This is a genomic window from Streptomyces sp. NPDC044064 (assembly GCF_056434245.1).
The window spans coordinates 267,458-283,728 of sequence record NZ_JBWKFN010000003.1 but is presented as its reverse complement, the minus strand read 5'-3'; the positions used below and the strand labels follow the sequence as shown (position 1 = coordinate 283,728).

The 16,271-nt window shown below is 71.8% G+C and carries 16 protein-coding genes; 8 read left to right on the top strand and 8 right to left on the bottom strand.

Annotated elements, in window-relative coordinates; genetic code table 11:
• Window positions 1-79: 79 nt before the first annotated feature.
• Together AC07DS_RS06780 and AC07DS_RS06775 are read right to left on the bottom strand one after the other, a co-directional pair.
• Window positions 80-2,116, bottom strand: coding sequence for a thioredoxin domain-containing protein (locus AC07DS_RS06780; RefSeq protein ID WP_479143297.1), 2,037 nt, complete (start codon window positions 2,114-2,116; stop codon window positions 80-82).
• Between the two features lie 30 nt (window positions 2,117-2,146).
• Entirely contained in the window at window positions 2,147-2,758 is a 612-nt protein-coding gene (locus AC07DS_RS06775; protein WP_479143295.1) for an ArsR/SmtB family transcription factor, read from the bottom strand.
• A 112-nt stretch (window positions 2,759-2,870) separates the two neighbouring features.
• Between AC07DS_RS06775 and AC07DS_RS06770 the strand changes: the two genes are divergently transcribed.
• A complete protein-coding gene (locus AC07DS_RS06770) occupies window positions 2,871-3,323 on the top strand; it encodes a hypothetical protein (protein ID WP_479143294.1) in 453 nt (150 codons plus the stop codon).
• A 76-nt stretch (window positions 3,324-3,399) separates the two neighbouring features.
• The gene (locus tag AC07DS_RS06765) at window positions 3,400-6,603 is read left to right on the top strand and encodes a tetratricopeptide repeat protein (protein WP_479143292.1); all 3,204 of its coding nucleotides are present in this window, start codon (window positions 3,400-3,402) and stop codon (window positions 6,601-6,603) included.
• 4 nt (window positions 6,604-6,607) lie between these two features.
• Here the strand turns inward: AC07DS_RS06765 and AC07DS_RS06760 are convergent, their stop codons facing one another.
• Window positions 6,608-6,841: a hypothetical protein gene (locus AC07DS_RS06760; protein ID WP_479143291.1), complete on the bottom strand. Its 234-nt coding sequence runs from the start codon at window positions 6,839-6,841 to the stop codon at window positions 6,608-6,610.
• On the bottom strand, window positions 6,834-7,694 hold the full coding sequence (gene mca / locus AC07DS_RS06755; protein ID WP_479143565.1) for a mycothiol conjugate amidase Mca: 861 nt from the start codon (window positions 7,692-7,694) through the stop codon (window positions 6,834-6,836). The genes AC07DS_RS06760 and mca overlap by 8 nt, the downstream gene beginning before the upstream one ends.
• Before the next feature lie 123 nt (window positions 7,695-7,817).
• Between mca and AC07DS_RS06750 the strand changes: the two genes are divergently transcribed.
• A complete protein-coding gene (locus tag AC07DS_RS06750; protein ID WP_479143289.1) occupies window positions 7,818-8,216 on the top strand; it encodes a DUF4307 domain-containing protein in 399 nt (132 codons plus the stop codon).
• A 171-nt stretch (window positions 8,217-8,387) separates the two neighbouring features.
• Entirely contained in the window at window positions 8,388-8,888 is a 501-nt protein-coding gene (greA, locus tag AC07DS_RS06745; protein WP_479143288.1) for a transcription elongation factor GreA, read from the top strand.
• 64 nt (window positions 8,889-8,952) lie between these two features.
• On the opposite strand, the gene AC07DS_RS06740 is transcribed toward greA, so the two are convergent.
• The 3 genes from AC07DS_RS06740 to ilvA form a co-directional block, all read right to left on the bottom strand.
• The gene (locus AC07DS_RS06740) at window positions 8,953-9,810 is read right to left on the bottom strand and encodes an ABC transporter permease (RefSeq protein WP_479143286.1); all 858 of its coding nucleotides are present in this window, start codon (window positions 9,808-9,810) and stop codon (window positions 8,953-8,955) included.
• Window positions 9,807-10,790, bottom strand: coding sequence for an ATP-binding cassette domain-containing protein (locus AC07DS_RS06735; RefSeq protein ID WP_468813096.1), 984 nt, complete (start codon window positions 10,788-10,790; stop codon window positions 9,807-9,809). Before AC07DS_RS06735 ends, AC07DS_RS06740 begins: the two co-directional genes overlap by 4 nt.
• 232 nt (window positions 10,791-11,022) lie before the next feature.
• Entirely contained in the window at window positions 11,023-12,252 is a 1,230-nt protein-coding gene (ilvA, locus tag AC07DS_RS06730) for a threonine ammonia-lyase (protein ID WP_479143284.1), read from the bottom strand.
• Window positions 12,253-12,414: 162 nt separating this feature from the next.
• Between ilvA and AC07DS_RS06725 the strand changes: the two genes are divergently transcribed.
• From AC07DS_RS06725 to AC07DS_RS06715, 3 genes are all read left to right on the top strand, one after another.
• Complete coding sequence (locus tag AC07DS_RS06725; RefSeq protein ID WP_479143563.1) at window positions 12,415-12,918, top strand: MarR family winged helix-turn-helix transcriptional regulator; 504 nt, start codon at window positions 12,415-12,417, stop codon at window positions 12,916-12,918.
• Window positions 12,919-13,048: 130 nt separating this feature from the next.
• Window positions 13,049-13,579 carry a sigma factor-like helix-turn-helix DNA-binding protein gene (locus tag AC07DS_RS06720; protein ID WP_479143283.1) on the top strand — a complete coding sequence of 177 codons (531 nt, stop codon included), beginning with the start codon at window positions 13,049-13,051 and terminating at the stop codon, window positions 13,577-13,579.
• A complete protein-coding gene (locus AC07DS_RS06715) occupies window positions 13,576-13,824 on the top strand; it encodes a hypothetical protein (RefSeq protein WP_145879886.1) in 249 nt (82 codons plus the stop codon). The genes AC07DS_RS06720 and AC07DS_RS06715 overlap by 4 nt, the downstream gene beginning before the upstream one ends.
• A gap of 7 nt (window positions 13,825-13,831) precedes the next feature.
• On the opposite strand, the gene AC07DS_RS06710 is transcribed toward AC07DS_RS06715, so the two are convergent.
• Window positions 13,832-14,986 (bottom strand): cystathionine gamma-synthase, encoded by a 1,155-nt coding sequence (locus tag AC07DS_RS06710; RefSeq protein ID WP_145879884.1) that lies wholly within the window; start codon window positions 14,984-14,986, stop codon window positions 13,832-13,834.
• Window positions 14,987-15,105: 119 nt separating this feature from the next.
• On the opposite strand from AC07DS_RS06710, the gene AC07DS_RS06705 reads away from it, so the two are divergent.
• Window positions 15,106-16,224 (top strand): hypothetical protein, encoded by a 1,119-nt coding sequence (locus AC07DS_RS06705; protein WP_479143281.1) that lies wholly within the window; start codon window positions 15,106-15,108, stop codon window positions 16,222-16,224.
• Window positions 16,225-16,271 lie beyond the last annotated feature (47 nt).

Sequence of the window (16,271 nt, the reverse complement as noted above, 5' to 3'; positions counted from 1 at the left end):
TAGGGGTAGCGGGATCTATCCGAACACCTGCTCACATTTGGACAGTTCGACTGACCCGTCCTCCCGCGCCTTCGGCGGGTCAGCGGGTGTTCAGCGCGGCCCCCAGCCGTTCCGGATCCGTCGTCGGGACGTCACAGGTGAAATTACGGCAGATGTACGCAGCCGGTTCACCGTCCACGAGCGGACGGTCGGTGAGCAGGGGGAACTCGTCGCTGTCCGGAGTCCCGACGGCGACGACGGCGCCGGGCGCGGTGCCGAGAAGTGCCGTACGGTGCAGGGCGGTCGTCCGCTCGTCGGCTAGGGACGGTCCGACGACCGCGACCTCCCGGGGTCCGTCGAGCAGCCCTTCCGCGGCGGCAAGTCCCCACCCGATGAACCGCGGCACGCGCGGTCCGAGCGCCTTCACCACACCCAACGCCCGTTCCGCCGCCACCCGATGGGGCTCCGAGCCGGTGTGGGCCGCATAGCTCAACAGGGCGCCGGCCGCCGCGGTCCAGCCGGACGGTGTGGCGTTGTCGGTGGGGTCCTGGGGCCGGCGGATCAGCCGCTCCGCGTCGGAGGCGGTGTCGTAGAGGGCGCCGTTGTCGGGGTCGGTGAAGCGGGCCAGCACATGGTCGAGGAGCAGCCCGGCGAAGTCGAGCCAGACCCCCTCGCCGGTCACGGACGCGAGCGCGAGGAAGCCTTCGGCGACGTCGGCGTAGTCCTCGAGCACGCCCGCGTTCGGGCCCACCCGTCCGTCCTTGCTGGTCCGGGCGAGCCGTGCGTGGTCGTCGAGATGCACGCGTACGAGGAGGTCGGCGGCGAAGAGGGCGGCCTCGACGAGGTCGGGCCGCCCGAAGTAGGCGCCGGTCTCGGCGAGCGCGGCGATCGCCAGCCCGTTCCAGGCGGCGACGACCTTGTCGTCGCGTCCGGGCGCGGGCCGCTGCGCGCGCTCGTCCAGGAGGCGCTCCTTGATCGACGCGATCTTCCCGGCCTCGAGGACGCCCTCGGTCTGCGGGAGCTGGAGAACCGACTGCCCGTGCTCGAAGGTGCCCTCCTCGGTCACCCCGAAGTACTGGGCGGCCGCCTCGGCGTCCTCGTCGCCGAGGGCGTCCCGCAGCTGCTCGGGCGTCCACACGTAGTACGCGCCCTCGACGTGCCGTCCGCTCCCGTCGTCGCTGTCGGCGTCCAGCGCGGAGGCGAACCCGCCCTCGCCGGTGCGCAGTTCGCGCACCATGAAGTCGGCGGTCTCCAGCGCGACCCGGCGCGCGAGGTCGGCGCCGGTGGCCCGCCACAGATGGGCGTACACGCGGCACAGCAGCGCGTTGTCGTACAGCATCTTCTCGAAGTGCGGCACGACCCAGTCGCGGTCGACGGAGTAGCGGGCGAACCCGCCGCCGAGCTGGTCGTACATCCCGCCCCGGGCCATCCGCTCGCAGGTGTCCTGGGCCATCTGCAGGGCGCCTTCGGCGCCGGTGCGGGCGTGGTGGCGCAGCAGGAACTCCAGCACCATGGACGGCGGGAACTTCGGCGCGCCGCCGAATCCGCCGCGCTGCGGGTCGTACTCGCGGGTGAGCCCGAGGAGGGCCTGGGCGAGGTCGGGCTCGCCGGGAACCCGGTCGGTCTGATAGCCGATCTCCCGCTGGGCGAGATCGCGCACGATCTTCCCGGCGACCTCGCCGACCTCGTCGCGCCGGTCGTCCCAGGCCTGCCGGACACCCTCCAGCACCTGCCGGAAGGAGGGCATGCCGTGCCGGGCCTCGGGCGGGAAGTAGGTGCCGAAGTAGAAGGGTTCGGCGTCCGGGGTGAGGAACACGGTCATGGGCCAGCCGCCCTGGCCGGTGGCCGCCTGGACGGCCTCCATGTAGACGGCGTCGACGTCCGGGCGCTCCTCGCGGTCGACCTTGACGCTGACGAAGTGCTCGTTGAGGTAGTCGGCCGTGGCCTGGTCCTCGAAGGACTCGTGGGCCATGACATGACACCAGTGGCAGCTGCTGTAGCCGACGCTCAGGAGGACGGGTCTGTTCGTCTCGCGGGCGGCTTCGAAGGCCTCGGCCGACCAGGGCCACCAGTCCACCGGGTTGTCCGCGTGCTGGAGGAGGTAGGGGGACGTCTCATGAGCCAGTCGGTTCGGCATGGGGTCCATCCTGCCGCAGTACCCCGGACATCAGGCGTCAGGCGTGTTCCGGCGGACGGGCGCTTCCTCCGGGAGGGCTTCCGCGAGGACTTCCGGGACGGCGTAGAACCGCATGCTGACCGGGCGCGCCCCGTCGGGGGCGGCGTCGCGGGGGTGGCCGTGGCGGTCCAGCAGGGCGTGGTACTCCCGCATGAAGGCGAGGAGTTCGTCCCTGGTCATCCAGGTGCCGTTCCGCTGCACCTGCGCCCACCCCTCCGGCCCCCGGTACTCCTGGTGGGCGCGGCGGAAGAGGGCGGTGTCGACCTCGATCTTGAGATGGGCGAGCTGTTCCGCGGCCGCGTACTCCTCCGGGGACATCGTGGCCGGGTCGGGTGTGGTGTGGCTGAAGGGCAGCGCCCGCCACCAGCGCTCGCGCCCCCCGGACTTCTCCGGGATCTCCTCGATGAGTCGCTGCTCGGCGAGTTTGCGCAGGTGGTAGCTGGTGGTGCCGGAGCTCTCGCCGAGTTCGCGGGCGAGCACGGTGGAGTTCGCCTCGCCGTGCCGGCCGAGGTAGTCGAGGATCCGGCGGCGCAGCGGGTTGCCCAGGGACTTGTAGAGAGCGGTGCGCTCAAGGCTGGTCATCTCGGGCATGCCGTCGGTCATGCGGCCACCGTAACCCTGAGAACCCTGAGACGTCCCCGATGTCTGCCGAATTTTCTTTGCAGAATTTTCTCTGCGGTCTACGGTGGGGGCAGACGCCGAAACGGGGGCCGCGATGAAGACAGCGCTGAAGACGACGCTCAAGAGGTGGACGCTGATCCTGCTCGGGACGGGGGCCGTTCTGCTCGTGCCGTGGACGGTGGTGCTCGCCCTGACCCTGCCGGGCAGCACGGAGGTACGGCACTGGTCGCTGGCCTGGATCGGCCTCGACGTCCTCATGGCGACGGGCTGCGCGGCAACGGCCCTGCTCGGTCTGCGCGCCGACCCCCGGGCCCGCCTCACGGCCGCGGCGACGGCGGCGACTGCGGTGCTGGACGCGTGGTTCGACGTGACGACGTCCCGGTCGGGCGGCGACCTGGTGATGGCACTCGGGTGCGCGGTGGTGGAGACCGCGCTGGCAGGGGCGTGCGTGGCCATGGCGCTGTCGGAGCCCAGGAAGCCGGGCGAACAGCCGAATGCGGCCGCACACAAGGGAGTTGCCCCTACGAAACCCTCACCGGCCCCCTGATCTCCGCCCCTCGCGTTCCCGCCGTCCCCGAAGGACACTCGTAGGCAGAGGAGTTGCCACCGGAGGGGGACGGGACATGCGCGACAGCCACCGGGCGGAGGCCGAGCGGCTGCTGGGCCGGGCCGTGGAGGAGGAGGTACGGCGCTCCGGCGGACGGGCCGACGCGCAGCTGCTCCTGTCGCGGGGACGCGGCGCGCTGGACGCCATGGCACAGACCGCCGCCGAGGAGTACGGGACCTACACGCGCGCGCTCGACGAGGCCGACGCCGGCCGCCTCACCTTCGGTCAGCGCTACGCACGCGAGGGCGCCGGAACGGCCCTGCTGGTGGCGGGCGTTGCCGCGGTGGCCGCCGCCGTCGCCGACCTGTCCCTCGGCACCGGCACGGGTACGGCCGTCGGTGCGGGTGTCGCCGTGGGTGTGGCGGGAGCCGCCGCCACCGTGGTGAAGGTGGCCGGCTCCCATCTGCCGGCCGCCCACCATCGCGCGGGCGAGGCCGGCCAGCCCGGCGGCCCGGAGCAGCTGCGGCTGCAGTGGCTGACCGCGCTGGAGGTGCGCGGCATCCGCCCGTTCCTCGACCAGCAGCGGGTGCTCAGCACCTCCATGGGTCCGAAGAAGCCGGGCGGCCCGGCGCTGCGCGGTGCGGACAAGAGCGCGGCGGCCCGCAGGCGCACGGTGCTTGAGCAGTCGTTCGGTCAACTGCCCGAGCCGGAAGGTCCGTTCGCGGGGCGCCGGCAGGAGCTGGCGCGGATCAGGCAGTGGACGCAGTCGGCCCGGGCGGCCACCGAGACCCGGCCGACGGTGGTCGTGCTGCACGGAGAGCCGGGCTCCGGCCGTACGACGCTCGCGGTCCGTGCGGCGCACGACCTCAGGGACCACTTCCGCGGCGCGGTCGTCGTGGACCTGCGCGGCGGCAGCCGGGAGGAGCCGCCGCTGCCCACCCGGGACGCCCTGCTGCACCTGCTCAACCGGCTCGGCGCGCCCCGCGAGCAGCTGCTGTTCCGTGAACGCTCCTCCCCCGACCAGCAGGTCAAGCGGCTCGGTGAGCTGTACCACCGGCATCTGACCGGCCTGCCGGTGACGATCGTGCTGGACGACGCCTCCGACCCGGAGCAGGTGCACGCGCTGGTGCCGGAGCACTCCGACAGCCTGGTCCTGGTCACCGCCCGCACCCCGCTGGAGCTGCCCGCGGACCTGGTGGCCTGGGTGCACCAGCTACCGGTGGAGGCACTGGACGCGGCGGGTGCCGAGGAGCTGCTGGGCACGGCCGCGCAGGACGCGTCGGGGCCGTACGACGCCGAATCCACCGACCGGATCCGGCAGTTGTGCGGGAGCCTGCCGCTGGCGCTGCGTGTCGCGGGCTCGTCGCTGGGCCCGCGCTCGCCGCGGCAGCTGGCCACGGACCTCGGGGCGTACGGCCCGGTCGAGCCGGTGGAGCGGGTGCTGTGGCTGCGCTACACCGACCAGTCGGAGACGGCGCGCCGGCTGCTGAGGAGGCTGGCGCTGGCCGGGCGGGCCTCGCTGGGCGCGGCGGCGGCCGCCGCCCTGCTGGCCACCGACGAGCCGGAGGCGATCCGGCATCTGGCCGCGCTCGCCCGGGCCGGTCTGATCGACCATGTGCGCGGCAGCCGCTACCGGCTGCACGACCTGGTGCGTGCCTTCGCCCAGGCCCGGCTGCTGGACGAGGAGGACCCGGCCGAGCGCACGGCCGCGCAGGAGCGGCTGATCGTGAACTACGCGGAGCTGGCCGACTCGGTACTACGGCTGGTCGACGGCAACATGTCGACGCGCTCGGACCGGTTCGGCCCGCACGGCTTCACCTCGCTCGACGAGGCGCTGCGCTGGCTGGACGACGAGTCCAGCTTCATCACGGCGGCCCTGCGGCACGCCGACGGCGTGAACCAGGCGGCCGTGCTGAACCTGCTCGGTGCCCTGTGCGACTACTGCCTGCTGCGCGGGGACCTGTACCGGCTGGGCGAGATCAGCGAGCTGGCCCAGGCCGTCGATGAGGGCCTGCTGGTGCGTTCCGTGCAGTGGCGCACGGGCATCGCGGCCCGTCATCTGGGCGAGCTGGACAAGGCGCGCACCACGCTCGCCTCGGTCGTGGACCTCTACCGGCAGGCGCACCACGACGCCGGCGCCGCCCGCGCCCTGTGTTCCCTCGGGATCACCCTGCACCACCAGGGCAACCTCACGGAGGCGGCCGCCAAGCTCCAGGAGGCCCTGGACCTGCAGGCGGCCGAGGAGCTGACGACGGACCGGGCCTGGACGATGCACGCGCTGGCGGCGGTCCAGCGCGACCGCGCCCAGCTGTCTCAGGCCCTGGACCTGCTCACCCGCTCCCTGGTGCTGCACCGCGAGGGCGGCTCCCTGCACGGCGAGGCCTGGGCCCACTTCCAGCTCGGCCAGCTGGCCCTGCGGATGGGTGACGTGACGCGCGCGGAGACGGAGCTGCGGGCCGCCCTGGAGCGGTACGGCCGTACGCACGACGCGCGCGGCGAGGCCTGGGCGCTGACCCAGCTGGCCCGGGCACGGCTGGTGGACGGCGAGGCGTCCCCCGCCGTGGAGGGGCTGCGCCAGGCGGCGGCCAGGCACCGGGACAACGAGGACGCGCGGGGCGAGGCCTGGACGCTGTACTACCTCGGCCAGGCTCTGGAGGAGACCGGCGAGCTGGACCGGGCGGTCCGCGATCTCGAACGCTCCCGGCAGATGTTCTCCCGGATGCGCGACGTCTACGGCCTGGCCTGCGCCCGGCACCACTCGGCCCGGGCCACCCGGGACCAGCGGGCCGCGCAGACCGGCTCGCTGCGCAACTCGGGCTTCGCCCGCCAGCTGCTCGTGGACGCCCGCGCCGACTTCCAGCGCATCGGCGTCGCCCACGGCGAGGCCTGGACCTGTCTGGAGCTGGCGGTGGTGGACGCGGGCAACGCCCGGATCCCGCAGGCGCTGGCCCTGTGCGACGAGGCGCTGACCCTGTTCACGTCCTACGGCGACCGGCGCGGCGAGGACTGGGCCCGCTTCCTGCGCTGCACCCTGCTGCCGTACGCGGCGCCGGGCGGGGTGGACGTGGGTACGGCCGTCGCCCAGGAGGAGCTGGCCCGGCTGGCCCGCGCCACGCATCCGCTGCGGGACGAGAAGCTGGCCGAGTGGGTGCCGGCCTACGCCCTGCTGCTGGAGCGGGGCGTGAGCCTGGAGGCGGGCTGGCAGGCCTGGCGGCTGCGCATGACGCCGGACCGCCACGCCCGGGAGGTGATGGGAGTGGCGGTTCCGGCCGGGCGCTGAGCGGTCAGCCCCGCTGTTCCGTGGAGTCGGCCGTCTTCTCGGCCCCGGCGTCCGGGGACTCCATGAAGGCGACCTTCTGCATGTGCTTGTTCATCGACTTCATCAGACCCCACACGGCCAGGGCCAACATCGCGAAGACGATGAAGCCGAGGACGCCGGGGGTGACCTTGTTCTCGTCGACCTCCTTGGCAAGGGGGACGAGATGCGTCAGTGCCAGGCTTGCGCTCATGTCAGGCATTGTCGCGGATGCCCGCGAAGAGGTCGTCCTCGGGGAGGGAAGTGTCGACGAGCGACTTCGCCAGCTCGTACTCCTCCGTCGGCCAGACCGCCTTCTGCAGCTCCAGCGGCACCTTGAACCAGCCGCCGTCGGGGTCGATCTGCGTGGCGTGGGCGATCAGCGCCTTGTCGCGGATCTCGAAGAACTCCGCGCACGGGATGTGCGTGGTCAGCGTGCGCTCGGTGCGCTCGAACTCCTTCCAGCGCTTGAGCCACTCCCCGTAGGGCGAGTCCAGACCGCGGTCGAGCATCGCCTGGTGCAGCGCCTCGGTGCGGGGCCGGTTGAAGCCCTGGTTGTAGTAGAGCTTGAACGGCTGGTAGGCCTCGCCGTACTCGCTCTCGGGGTACTTCTCGGTGTCCGACGCGCCCTCGAACGCCACCATCGAGATCTTGTGGGTCATGATGTGGTCGGGGTGCGGGTAGCCGCCGTTCTCGTCGTAGGTGGTGACCACCTGCGGGCGGAACGCGCGGATCTTCCGGACGAGCTCACCGGCCGCCTTGTCCACGTCCTCCAGGGCGAAGCAGCCCTCGGGCAGCGGGGGCAGCGGGTCGCCCTCGGGCAGACCGGAGTCGACGAAGCCGAGCCACTCCTGCTTGATCCCGAGGATCTCGCGAGCCTCGTCCATCTCCTTCTTGCGTACCTCGTGGATGTGCTCCTCGATGTACTTGTCGCCCTGCAGCTTGGGATTGAGGATGGACCCGCGCTCTCCGCCCGTGCAGGTCACCACCAGCACGTCCACCCCCTCGGACACGTACTTCGCCATGGTCGCCGCGCCCTTGCTCGACTCGTCGTCGGGGTGCGCGTGCACGGCCATCAGTCGCAGCTGGTCAGTCAAGACTCGATCCTCGTATGTCGGCGCCCCCGCGTCTTGGGGTGCGTTCGGCGGCTTCTATAGTGACCGAATCGGGGGGCGAATAATTCCGCGGAGAGGACGATCATGAGCACGGCGAGCGCGCGGCTACCCGAGGGCCGCTACGGCCGTTCCTCGGACGAGCGTGCCGACCGCAAGCTCAAGATCATCGGTGCGGTGCTGGGCTCGGCCCTGCTCGCACTCGTCGGCTACTTCGCCTACCACTACGTCGCGCAGAACGAGATCAGCGCCCAGGTGATCACCTTCCAGGCCTCGGACGACGCGGTCGAGGTGCATCTGGAGGTCCACAAGGACTCCGGCGCCGACGGCTACTGCACCCTGCGCTCCCAGTCGGCGGACGGTGCCGAGGTCGGCCGGGCGGACTTCCGCTTCACGGGTCCGGCCACGCGCATCGACAAGGTCGTCACGCTCCGTACGACGGCCAAGGGGACGACGGCCGAGCTGCTCGGCTGCCACGCCGGCTGATCCTTCACTCGCAATGCATACGCCCTGAGCTGCATCGATGAGATTCTGGTGGCTTATGTCCTCCCCCTTCCGCCATTGAATTGTTAGGCTCGTGGTTTCGCCCATCCAAGAAGGAACATTCTTCTGGGTAGGGCGATGCTTTGTATTCCCAGTACCGACGAGGAGCACCCTGTGACCCAGACCAGCGAGAACGTCACCTGGCTGACCCAGGAGGCGTACAACAAGCTCAAGGACGAGCTTGAGTACCTTACTGGTCCTGCGCGCACGGAGATCGCCGCCAAGATCGCGGCCGCGCGCGAGGAGGGCGACCTGCGCGAGAACGGCGGGTACCACGCTGCCAAGGAGGAGCAGGGCAAGCAGGAGCTTCGTGTGCGCCAGCTGACCCAGCTTCTGGAGAACGCCCAGGTGGGCGAGGCTCCGGCCTCCGCGGACGGCGCCGTCGCGCCCGGCATGGTCGTCACGATCGCCTTCGACGGTGACGAGGACGACACGATGACGTTCCTGCTCGCCTCCCGCGAGTACGCGAGCTCCGACATCGAGACGTACTCGCCGCAGTCCCCGCTGGGTTCCGGCGTGATCGGCCACAAGGTCGGCGAGGACGCGGAGTACGAGCTGCCGAACGGCAAGAAGGCCTCCGTGCGGATCCTCAAGGCCGATCCGTACTCGGCCTGACCCCACCCATCGCTTCGGCCCGCGCCCCCGGCGTCCGCGTGACACCGGGGGCGCAGCCATGTCGTCAGGCGGTCGCCGAGCGGTACTTGCGGACGGCCAGGGTGCGGAAGACGACGACGATCAGCACCGAGTAGAGCAGCGAGGCCCAGACCGGGTGCTGCATGGGCCAGGCCGTCGAGTCGGACTGGCCGGGGCTCCCGAACAGCACCCGGGCCGCCTGGACGGTGGCGCTGAACGGGTTCCACTCCGCTATGTGGCGCAGCCACGGGGTCATGTTGCTGGTGTCGACGAACGCGTTCGAGATGAAGGTCACCGGGAAGAGCCAGATCAGTCCGCCGGAGGTGGCCGCCTCCGGGGTGCGGACGGTCAGGCCGATCAGGGCGCCGATCCAGGTGAACGCGTACCCGAGCAGGAGCAGCAGGCCGAAGGCCGCGAGGACCCGGCCGGCGTCGGTGCCGTGATAGGTCCCGACCCGCCAGCCGACCAGGAGCGCCACGACGGCCAGGACCAGCAGGGTGAGGGCCGTCTGGACCAGGTCCGCGAGGGTGCGGCCGGTGAGCACCGCGCCGCGTGCCATGGGCAGGGAGCGGAAGCGGTCGATGAGGCCCTTGTGCATGTCGTCGGCGATGCCGGCGCCGGAACTGGCGGTGGCGAAGGTGACGGTCTGCGCGAAGATGCCGGCCATCAGGAAGTTCTTGTAGTCGATCGCGCTGGTGCTGCCGTCGATCTTCATGGAGCCGCCGAACACGTAGGTGAACAGCACCACGAACATGATGGGCTGGATCAGCCCGAAGATCAGCATTTCGGGGATCCGGGACATCCGGATCAGGTTGCGCTTGGCGACGATCAACGAGTCCCGCAGGGACCGGCCGACGGGGTTGCCGGGAGCCGCGACACGCACGGCGTCGGTGACGGCACTCACTTCACGGCCTCCTTGCCGTTCGTCTCGTCCTGGTCGGTGCGCTCGGCCACGTGTCCGGTCAGGGACAGGAAGACGTCGTCGAGGGTGGGGCGGCGCAGTCCTATGTCGTCCATCTCGATCCCGCGGGTGTCCAGCTCCCGGATGACCTCGGCGAGCAGCTTGGCGCCGCCGCTGACGGGGACGGTGAGCCTGCGGGTGTGCTCCTCGACCGTGGTCTCGCCCTTGCCGAAGCCCCGCAGGACCTCCAGAGCGGTCCGGATGTGCTCGCGCTCGTGCACCACGACCTCGACGCGCTCGCCGCCGGTGCGGGCCTTGAGCTGGTCGGAGGTGCCCTTGGCGATGACCCGGCCGTGGTCGACGACCGCGATGTCGTGGGCGAGGTGGTCGGCCTCCTCCAGATACTGCGTGGTCAGCAGCAGCGTCGTACCGCCGGAGACGAGCCGTTTGATGACCTCCCACAGCTGCTGGCGGTTGCGCGGGTCGAGGCCGGTGGTCGGCTCGTCCATGAACATCACGGGCGGTGAGACCACGAGGGCGGCGGCGAGGTCGAGCCGGCGGCGCATGCCTCCGGAGTAGGTCTTGGCGGGGCGGTCGGCGGCGTCCGCGAGGTTGAACTGCTCGAGCAGCTCGGATGCGCGCGCTCTGGCCGCCCGGGCCCTCATCTGGTAGAGCTGCCCCACCATCTGGAGGTTCTCCCGGCCGGTCAGATATTCGTCGACCGCCGCGAACTGACCGGACAGACCTATGGAGCGGCGCACGGTGTCGGGGTGCTTGAGGACGTCCACCCCCGCGACGACCGCGCGGCCGCTGTCGGGGCGCAGCAGTGTGGTCAGGCATCGCACCGTCGTCGTCTTGCCGGCGCCGTTCGGCCCGAGCAGGCCGAGGACCGTGCCCTCGGGGACATCGAGGTCGACGCCGTCCAGTGCCCTTACGTCACCGAAGGTCTTCACCAGACCTTCGGCATAGATGGCGCCTGGCATGTGAGTCTCCACGTCGTCGGGGATCGTTCGGGAAGGGGTGGGGGGTTACGGAAAGGCTCGGTTTGTCCGCTCGACGCCACCCGGGGTTTTCCACCAGGGGCTTTCCGTGCGCGAACCGGCGGACAGGCGGCCGGCGGACCGGCAGCCACTCGACACACCATAACGCGATGTATCGCGTCTCTCAATGGTTTTCCCCGAACGAGTGACCGCCGGCGCCGGGCCCCGGCCGGCCTCAGCCGATGACCGTGTAGCCCGCCTCGCGCAGGGCCTGGCCGACCTCGGCGCAGTGCGCCGGTCCCTTCGTCTCGAGGTGCAGCTCCACCTCCGCCTCCGTGAGCCCGAGCCGGGGATCGGTGCGTACGTGACTCACGTCGAGGACGTTGGCGTCGACCGCCGACAACACTCCGAGGAGCGTGGCGAGGGCGCCCGGACGGTCGGTCAGCCGCAGCCGGACGGCGAGGTAGCGGCCCTGCGCCGCCATGCCGTGGCGCAGCACCCGCTGCAGCAGCACCGGGTCGACGTTGCCGCCGGACAGCACCGCGACGACCGGGCCGGGGAAGGCGCCGGGCTCGCCGAGCAGGGCCGCGACCGGGCTCGCCCCGGCCGGTTCCACGACCAGCTTGGCCCGCTCCAGACACAGCAGCAGCGCGGCCGACAGCTGGTCCTCGCTGACCGTGCGCACCTCGTCCACCAGGTGCTCGATGATCCCGAACGGCACGAGGCCGGGCCGCCCGACCCTGATGCCGTCGGCCATCGTCGCCGGATGCTCCACCGACACCGGCCGGCCGGCCGCGAGCGAGGGCGGGTAGGCCGCCGCACCCTCCGCCTGCACCCCGACGATGCGCACGTCCGGCCGCAGCGCCTTCACCGCGACCGCGATGCCGGCCGCGAGCCCGCCGCCGCCGATGCCGACGACGATCGTGCGCACCTCCGGGCACTGCTCCAGGATCTCCAGGCCGACCGTGCCCTGACCTGCGATGACGTCCGGGTGGTCGAAGGGGTGGATGAACACCGCGCCCGTCCGCTCCGCGTACTCCTGGGCGGCGGCCAGCGTCTCGTCGACCACCTGGCCGTGCAGGCGCACCTCGGCGCCGTAGTCCCGGGTCGCGCTGATCTTCGGCAGCGGGGCGCCCTCCGGCATGAACACGGTGGCGTGCACCCCGAGCAGCGCGGAGGCGAGCGCCACGCCCTGCGCGTGGTTCCCGGCGCTCGCGGCCACCACCCCGGCGGCACGTTCCTCCGGCAGCAGACCGGCGATCCGGATGTAGGCGCCGCGCAGCTTGAACGAGCCGGTCCGCTGCAGGTTCTCGCACTTGAAGTGCACCGGCGCGCCGACCAGCTGGGACAGGTGGCGGCTGCCCTCCATCGCCGTCACACGTGCCACACCGGAGAGCATCTTCTGGGCTCCGCGCACATCGTCGAGGGTGACGGAGCGCAAGGAGTCAGCCGTGCCGTAGCTCATGACTCAAGTCTCGCAGTTCACGCTCGCACACGGCGGGTGTGACCAAGCTCCGAGACCGGTTTGGTCCGCGCCGGTACGGCCCGCCCCCGGGCCGCGTACCCTGTCCCCCAACCCAGCAGCCCTTCATGAAGCGAGCCCCCGGCCATGCCCACTACACCTGAAATGTCGATGGACATGACGACCGTCGGTGACACCGGTCTTCTCGACACCCTCCAGCACGAGGTGGCGGTGTTCGCCCGCCGTGCCGAACAGACCCGGCTCGGCGGCGTCGGCCAGGTGCGCAACTCCATGGACCGCGCCGCGTATCTGCTGCTCAACCGCCTCGACAAGGAAGGCCCGATGGGCGTCAAGGCGCTCGCCGCGAGCATGGGGATCGACTCCTCCACGGTCACCCGGCAGGTGGCCCCGCTGGTCGACACCGGGCTCGTCAAGCGCACCTCGCACCCGGAGGACGGGCGGGCGGTGGTGCTCCAGCTGTCGCCGCGCGGGTCCTCGCGGCTGGAGGAAGTGCGTTCGTCGCGGCGTCAGTTGATGGCCGAGCTGACACACGACTGGGCGCCGGAGGAGCGCGAGCAGTTCTGCACGCTCCTCACGCGCTTCAACACCGCGCTCTCCTCGCGGATGGCGGTCCAGGTGCCGTCCGCGGAGCAGCCGCCGGTGTCCTGAGGCCGGCCGCACCGGTGCCGTCCCGAGTCTTGACCTTGGGCCGTCACTGGCCTCATATGAGACCGGGTCCTGCGTCGTGCGCGGTTCACCTGTCCCGTACCGGACAGGACCTCCTCAGGGGGGAGGCGCGGTGCGTGATCGGCAGGCATCCCGTGCCGCCCGTCGGGCCCGGGAGTTCGAGGCGTTCGTCGCGGGCGCGGCAGGCCGCCTGCTGCACACCGCCACGCTGCTCACCGCGGAGGCGCCGGACGCCAACCCGCGCGCGCGGCGCCTGCTGACGCTGGCGCTCGCCCACACCTACGCCGGCTGGGACCGGCTGCACGGCGACGACCCCTACGATTGCGCCCGCCAGTACCTGGCCGCCCGATTCCAGCGCGGGGCCTGGCACCACTACGGCGCCGTCGGCCGCGCACGGCCGCATCCGCGCAGCCCGCTCGTCGAGCTGAACCCGCAGGAACGGCTGGTCCTGGTGCTGCGGATGTACGAGGGAGTCGCCGAGGAACAGGCGGCGGCCCTGCTCGGTCTGCCGGTCGAGCGGGTGCACTCGATCTGCGACCGGGCCACGGCCACAGTGCTGCATCCGGCGCCCGTCCCGGCCGCCCCGCGCGCGGCGAGGGCGACACCGTCCTGGGCCTCACGGCCCGCCGGGAGGCCCAGGTGAACCGTCCCCAGCGGGAGGCCGCCGTGCGACGGATCCTGGAGCAGACCCCGGCACCCCTGCCGCCGGACCTGTACGGCGAGGCCGTGCGCCGCGGCGACCGCATGCTGAGCCGCCGGCGGCTCGCCCGCCGCCTGTGGTGGCTGCTGCTGTGCGCCGCGGCGGTGGCGTTCACCGTCTGGGCGGTGCACGTCCATCCCTGGGTGGAGCCGCCCTCGCAGACGACTCCACCGGTCACCGGCTGGTGACGCGGGACTAGCCGAGCGCCTGCTGCAGGTCCTCCAGCAGGTCGTCGACGTTCTCGATACCCACGGACAGGCGCACCAGGTCGGCGGGGACCTCCAGGGCGGAGCCGGCCGCGGAGGCGTGCGTCATCCGGCCCGGGTGCTCGATGAGCGACTCGACGCCGCCGAGCGACTCGCCGAGGGTGAACACCTTGGCGCGGTTGCAGACCTCGACCGCGGCCTCCTCGCCGCCGTCGACCTGGAAGGACACCATGCCGCCGAACGCCTTCATCTGCTTGGCGGCGACCTCGTGGCCGGCGTGCTCGGGCAGGCCCGGGTACAGGACTCGGGTCACGCGCGGGTGCCGGGTCAGCATGTCGGCGATCCGCGTGGCGTTCTCGCTGTGCCGGTCCATGCGCACCGCGAGGGTCTTGGTGCCGCGCAGCACCAGCCAGGAGTCGAAGGGGCCGGCGACGGCGCCCATCGCGTTCTGGTGGTAGGCCAGCTCCTCGCCCAGCGCCTGGTCGGAGACGATCAGCGCACCGCCGACCACGTCCGAGTGGCCGCCCATGTACTTGGTCAGGGAGTGCACGACGACGTCCGCCCCGAGCGACAGCGGCTGCTGGAGGTAGGGCGTGGCGAAGGTGTTGTCGACGACGAGCCTGGCCCCGGCGTCGTGCGCGATCTGGGCGACCGTGGCGATGTCGGTGATGCCGAGCAGCGGGTTGGAGGGGGTCTCCACCCACACGGCCTTGGTCTTCGGGGTGATGGCGGCCCGCACGGAGGCCGGGTCGCTGGTGTCGGCGACGGACCACTCCACGCCCCACCGGCTGACGACCTTGGCGAAGAGGCGGAAGGTGCCGCCGTAGGCGTCGTTCGGGATCACGACGTGGTCGCCGGGGCTGAGCAGCGTGCGCAGCAGGGTGTCCTCGGCCGCCAGGCCGGACGCGAAGGCGAGGCCGCGGCGGCCGCCCTCCAGCGCGGCGAGGTTCTCCTCCAGGGCGGTCCTGGTCGGATTGGCGCTACGGCTGTACTCGTAGCCGCCGCGCAGGCCGCCGACGCCGTCCTGCTTGTAGGTCGAGACCTGGTAGATCGGCGGGACGACCGCGCCGGTGAGGGGATCCGCGGTGTTGCCCGCGTGGATCGCGAGAGTCTCGAAGTGCTGACTGATGTGCCTGTCGCTCATGTCCACCGAGCGTAGTGCGCCCGACCGGATGCTGGCGTCCGCACACGGGTATCGAGGTTGTCCACAGGCCCGGCGGGCGGGGTTGGCCAATTGTCGGCGGCGTCTGGTTCGCTGGAGGCATGTCGATTCTCTGGCTGCTCATGGCGCTGGTCCTGCTGGGCTTCGTGCTGCTCCCGATCATCCGGCGCAGGCGCGGGGCCATGGGGCTGGTGTCCCCCGGCCACCCGGACGCCGCCGACCCGGCGGACTACGGCTTCGTGCGCCAGGAGGAGCTGGACGTGCGGATGCCCGGCCCCGACCAGGACCTGTTGGACGTCCTGGAGCTGGTGCAGCGCACGCAGGACTACCGCGCGGCGGCCCAGCTGCTGGCCGGCACCGAGGCCGAGGACGAGGCGCGCTGGCAGCGGGTGCAGGCCTTCGCCGGTGCGGCGGCGCTGGAGCTCGCGCAGCGGCCGGGCGGGGTGCACGAGACGCCGGGCGGGCAGTGGCTCAGGGTGTGGCGGGCCGAGCAGCCCAAGGACGCGGGCGGCGCGGCGGTGCACGCCGAGTTCCTGGTGCAGCAGGCGTGGCGGACGTCGACGCCGGGCACGGACGACTTCCGCATCATCATGGAGGAGGCCAGGCAGGCCTGCGCGCAGGCGGCCCTGCTCGCCCCCGGCGACCCGGTGCCGTACATCGTCGAGCTGTCCGTCGCCCGCGGCCTCGCCTATCCGCAGCCCGAGTTCGAGAAGCTGTGGCTGAACATCGCGGACCGCGCGCCGAACCACATGGGCGCGCACCTGGCCGCGCTGCACTACTGGTGCGAGAAGTGGCACGGCTCGCGCGAGTCGGCCTACGCGTTCGCCGAGGCCGCGGCGGCCCGCGCGCCCGAGGGCTCGCTGCTCGCCGCACTGCCGCTGTTCGCGGTCTTCGAGCACATCCCTGAGGTGAACCTGGTCGTGAGCTTCTACCAGAGCGAGGTCGTCACCAAGGCGATGCACGGCGCGCTGCACGCGGTGCACACGGCCCGCCCCGACGACCCGATGCTCGCGCACGTACGCCATCTGCTGCTCTTCTTCCTGGTCCGCGCCGAGCGCTGGGCGGAGGCCATGGACCAGCTCGTACACGTCGACGGCCATGTGGGCGCGCTGCCCTGGACGCTGTCCGACGACCCGGCCGCGGCCTTCGCCGTGCACCGCGCGCTGGCGGTGGCGGGCTACGAGGCCAACGGCGGCAGCCCGGCGACTCTGCCCGGCTGACCTGCCGGACCTCCTTGGCTCAAGTGGATTGCCCTGCTGACCTGCGG

What these genes read in the sequence shown, in the direction of transcription:
- AC07DS_RS06780 (WP_479143297.1), bottom strand. Translation starts at nt 2,116, where the DNA reads ATGCCGAACCGACTGGCTCATGAGACGTCCCCCTACCTCCTCCAGCAC.
- AC07DS_RS06775 (WP_479143295.1), bottom strand. Translation starts at nt 2,758, where the DNA reads ATGACCGACGGCATGCCCGAGATGACCAGCCTTGAGCGCACCGCTCTC.
- AC07DS_RS06770 (WP_479143294.1), top strand. Translation starts at nt 2,871, where the DNA reads ATGAAGACAGCGCTGAAGACGACGCTCAAGAGGTGGACGCTGATCCTG.
- AC07DS_RS06765 (WP_479143292.1), top strand. Translation starts at nt 3,400, where the DNA reads ATGCGCGACAGCCACCGGGCGGAGGCCGAGCGGCTGCTGGGCCGGGCC.
- AC07DS_RS06760 (WP_479143291.1), bottom strand. Translation starts at nt 6,841, where the DNA reads ATGCCTGACATGAGCGCAAGCCTGGCACTGACGCATCTCGTCCCCCTT.
- mca (WP_479143565.1), bottom strand. Translation starts at nt 7,694, where the DNA reads ATGGCCGTGCACGCGCACCCCGACGACGAGTCGAGCAAGGGCGCGGCG.
- AC07DS_RS06750 (WP_479143289.1), top strand. Translation starts at nt 7,818, where the DNA reads ATGAGCACGGCGAGCGCGCGGCTACCCGAGGGCCGCTACGGCCGTTCC.
- AC07DS_RS06735 (WP_468813096.1), bottom strand. Translation starts at nt 10,790, where the DNA reads ATGCCAGGCGCCATCTATGCCGAAGGTCTGGTGAAGACCTTCGGTGAC.
- ilvA (WP_479143284.1), bottom strand. Translation starts at nt 12,252, where the DNA reads ATGAGCTACGGCACGGCTGACTCCTTGCGCTCCGTCACCCTCGACGAT.
- AC07DS_RS06725 (WP_479143563.1), top strand. Translation starts at nt 12,415, where the DNA reads ATGTCGATGGACATGACGACCGTCGGTGACACCGGTCTTCTCGACACC.
- AC07DS_RS06710 (WP_145879884.1), bottom strand. Translation starts at nt 14,986, where the DNA reads ATGAGCGACAGGCACATCAGTCAGCACTTCGAGACTCTCGCGATCCAC.
- AC07DS_RS06705 (WP_479143281.1), top strand. Translation starts at nt 15,106, where the DNA reads ATGTCGATTCTCTGGCTGCTCATGGCGCTGGTCCTGCTGGGCTTCGTG.